The following is a 3,415-nucleotide window of genomic DNA, read 5'->3' as shown; positions in this document are numbered from 1 at the left end:
AGAATTTGGAAAACGAATTGCAGACATGTTGCTTGATGAGCAGAAATTTCAAACCTTTCTACCGCTGTTAATTGATGAGGGTTTCACCTGGAAGTCGTAAGACTTCCGCCCCCGGCAGAGTCCTCGAAGAGCTTGCGGAACCTAAATTTTATTCGAAGAAAAAATTTTGGTGTAGTAAGTACACCAAATTTTGAAATTAGGTTGAAAAAGCAAAATCAAAAGCAGATATTGAACGTAGTTTAATATTTGATCTTGGATTTTGCGATGACTGATTACGTTATTTTGAGACATGCCAAATTGAAATCTTTTGGCGAAATTGGGGGGTCACTTGATCATACATATCGACTTATTGATACACCCAATGCTGACTTAAATCGTGCTGATCTGAATGAACACGACTATAAGAAAAAGACAGAAGTTGTTGCAGCAATAAAAAACAGAATTGATCAACGTGTTAAAGAAAGGCCCGGAAATGTTTTATGTGTTGAATATCTCATCACAGCTAGCCCGGATTGGTCAGGATGGGGGAATAAAGAGACAGAGACAGAATTTTTTGAAATACAGAAGAAGCGATTAATTGAAAAATGGGGTGTTAATAATGTTATCTCTACTCATATTCATAGAGACGAAACAACTCCGCATCTAATAGCTTACATCGTGCCTTTTGATGAAGAAAAACAAGTACTTAATTGCAAAAAGTGGCTAGATGGAAGAAAATTATTACATGAAGAACAGACCGAAGCAGCTGAAATTGTTAAACATTTAGGATTAAGCCGTGGCATCAAACACTCAAAAGCTGAACATCGAACAATCAAACAGCATTATGAGATCATTAATCAAATCAATGAAATAAACGAGTTCAGCCCAAATATTGATAATTTGCCACCCGTTAAAAGCTTTGAATCAAGAGAAAATTACGCAAAACGAGTACTTGAAGCTGTATTACCAGATTATAAAAAAGCAAAAATTGAAGCTATACAGAATGCTGCGACAAAAAAAGAAGTCGAATCACTCAGAGAAATAGCAGAAAAGTCGAAAGTTTATTTAAATGCTTTAGATGATGTGCCGGAACCATACGTCGAGCTATTTAATAGCAAAATAAAAGAAACAGCTTCATTAATTAAAAATAAAAATGAAAATGATATTAAAAAAGAAGTCGAAGAATATAATAAAAAAATAAAAGTAATTAATGATCATAAAGATAATTTTGAGTATTTTTATGACTACTGCAATTTAGAATTAAAAAACAAAAATAATAATGAGAAGTTAATCAAAAAAGAATATAAGAAAACAGAGAATTGGCTTAAAAAGAATGACTTAACAGATAAGGAAATTGAAAAAGGTTGGAAAAATGATGGCTCTCAAATATATATTGATAAGCCGGATTTTTATATGTCTGAATATAAATATGATTCCTTAATGACAGAATATTATAATAATTATAAAAACAATATTTATAAGAAGAGTAAAGATGTGGATATTAATGAAACGATTTCCGTATTAAAACAAAACCCAGAAAACCAGATCGGCAAACGATTCCAAAATAAACTCGATGATTACTATGAGAATTTCGAGCCTGTCATAAATGAAGTGGGGCACTATCTGAAGCGTCTGGAAGAACTCAAAGCGGCAGAACAGGTGAAAGATGCTGCTAGAAGCGCACAGATTGCCGAAAATGAAAGGATAGCTAAGGAAGGGCTAGAAACGTACAGAAAGCAGAAAACGGCAGAAAATGCGCCTTACAGAGCGTCTAGAAGCGAGGTTAATAAAGATCAAGATAAGTCATTTGATGCTGATAACACTTACAACCCTTTTGGTTAAGCTTATCTAAACAATAAAATCAATTACTTAGCGAGTGTCTACGAGCGACACAATGAAAATTCGCTCACTCCCCTCCCTGATTACAAACTCCCCTTTGCCTTCTTTCTGAAAGTGCAGAGCGTCCCGCATGGGCGCGAACTGTGGGTTTTCCTGTAAAAGCATGAGCGTAGCGAATGCAATATTGCTTTTCTTTTGAGTTATCTAGGTATTTGATAAAACTGCCCCTAGCGGTGAGCGTAGCGAACCGCAATAGAGTTTGAGCATAGCGAAAACATAGGGCAGTTTTCACGGTTGTTTTGGTTCTTAATAGTTTTTAATAGTTTTTAAAGCTTTTAAATGCTTTTAAGACCCTTGAAAGCATTGATATGACTGCGTTTCAGGCATTATAAAGCTAGGTTTGCTCTTATATAAAGCTAGGTTTGCTCTTATATAAAGCTAGGTTTGCTCTTATATAAAGCTAGGTTTGCTCTTAATTATGATAGATAAATTATTATCTAATTTTAGTTAGTAAATATTTTGACTAACTAAATAAAATAGGTTAGCATTTAACCATGTATTAGCCGACAGTTTTCAGGTAGCTGATTTATTACCTTAGTTCAATTTTGGAGGGCGTTGCATAATGAGAAAAGGTAATAAGCAAATGGCTCAGGTTGTGAAAGATAATGTTTTAATTAATGCAAGCTATGCTCTTGATCTTGTTGAGCAACGCTTGGTTTTGCAGGGTATAGTTAAATCCCGCGAAACAGAAACAGGTTTTAATGCTTTAAGACCCGTTTCGATTCATGCTAGTGAGTACGAAAAGCAGTTCAATGTATCTAAAGATGCAGCTTATAAAGCTCTCAAAGACGCTGTGTTATCACTATTTGAGCGTCAATTCACATTCACTGAACTACAAAATGGAAAGCTAAAGGTAGTTAAAAGCCGCTGGGTGTCTCAGATCGCTTATGTTGATGACTCAGCAGAAGTACAGATTATATTCAGCCCTGTAGTTTCAGGCATGTGCTCTCGCTTAGAAAGTCACTTCACAAGCTATGATCTTGAGCAAGTAGCACAGCTCACAAGTAAGTATGCTGTTCGCTTGTATGAACTTCTAATGTGCTGGAAGTCTGTCGGAAAGACACCAGAATTTTCACTTGTAGATTTTCGAAAAAAACTTGGCTTGCTTGATAGCGAATACAAGCCAATGAACAATTTCAAGAAATACGTTCTAGACTTAGCTGTCGCACAAATCAACGAGCATACAGACATCAAAGTTAGCTATGAGCAACACAAGACAGGACGAACAATATCGGGTTTTTCATTCAAGTTTAAATCAAAAGTTAAATCGCAAAAGATTGAGCGACAACGTGATAAAAACACTGTCGATCTATTTGCAAAAATTACAGATGCTCAAAGATACTTGTTTGCAAACAAACTAGCTCGTCGTGCTGAAATGAGTGAGTATTCAAAGGGCACCGAATCGTATGAAGAATTTGGAAAACGAATTGCAGACATGTTGCTTGATGAGCAGAAATTTCAAACCTTTCTACCGCTGTTAATTGATGAGGGTTTCACCTGGAAGTCGTAAGACTTCCGCCCCCGGCAGAGTCCTCGA

The 3,415-nt window shown here is 35.8% G+C and carries 2 protein-coding genes; both read left to right on the top strand.

Going from position 1 to position 3,415, the window contains the following annotated elements:
- Positions 1 to 264: 264 nt before the first annotated feature.
- Positions 265 to 1,821, top strand: coding sequence for a MobV family relaxase (mobV, locus tag FTU77_RS15725; protein ID WP_180056180.1), 1,557 nt, complete (start codon positions 265 to 267; stop codon positions 1,819 to 1,821).
- Between the two features lie 619 nt (positions 1,822 to 2,440).
- Positions 2,441 to 3,388: a replication initiation protein RepM gene (repM, locus tag FTU77_RS15720; protein WP_257223656.1), complete on the top strand. Its 948-nt coding sequence runs from the start codon at positions 2,441 to 2,443 to the stop codon at positions 3,386 to 3,388.
- Positions 3,389 to 3,415 lie beyond the last annotated feature (27 nt).

Origin of the sequence: Acinetobacter sp. YH12142 (genome assembly GCF_013418435.1) — a bacterium.
Classification (GTDB): Bacteria; Pseudomonadota; Gammaproteobacteria; order Pseudomonadales; family Moraxellaceae; genus Acinetobacter; species Acinetobacter amyesii.
Note: the sequence above shows the minus strand (reverse complement) of the source record. Positions and strands in the feature narration are given on the sequence as shown.